Source organism: Pseudomonas sp. C6002, from assembly GCF_013385805.1.
In the GTDB taxonomy this organism is placed as follows: Bacteria; Pseudomonadota; Gammaproteobacteria; order Pseudomonadales; family Pseudomonadaceae; genus Aquipseudomonas.
In genome coordinates this window covers 101,318-101,547 of record NZ_JACAPH010000001.1, presented here as the reverse complement: position 1 = coordinate 101,547, position 230 = coordinate 101,318, and the positions used below count along the sequence as shown (strand labels likewise).

The window sequence follows — 230 nt, the reverse complement described above, 5'->3', positions numbered from 1 at the left end:
GAGCACAGCGGCCTACCGGCCGGCTTGAGTGTTGAAGAGCAAAAGCCAAATCAAAATCTAAAGCGGGCACGGTCCAAAAAATGTGGGAGCGGGCTTGCTCGCGAAGGTCGTTAACGATGACGCGGGCATTCTGGATGAACGCGGCGCTCTCAGGTTTTTCGCGAGCAAGCCCGCTCCCACAGAAAAGCAGATCTGTTTTCGCTCTGGTCTTTGCTTTTGCTTTTAACACT

The 230-nt window shown here is 53.5% G+C and carries 1 protein-coding gene; it reads right to left on the bottom strand.

Annotated features, from left to right (window positions below):
• A partial coding sequence (locus HX817_RS31180) for a hypothetical protein (RefSeq protein WP_218182546.1) occupies positions 1-230 on the bottom strand: 230 nt, incomplete at both ends.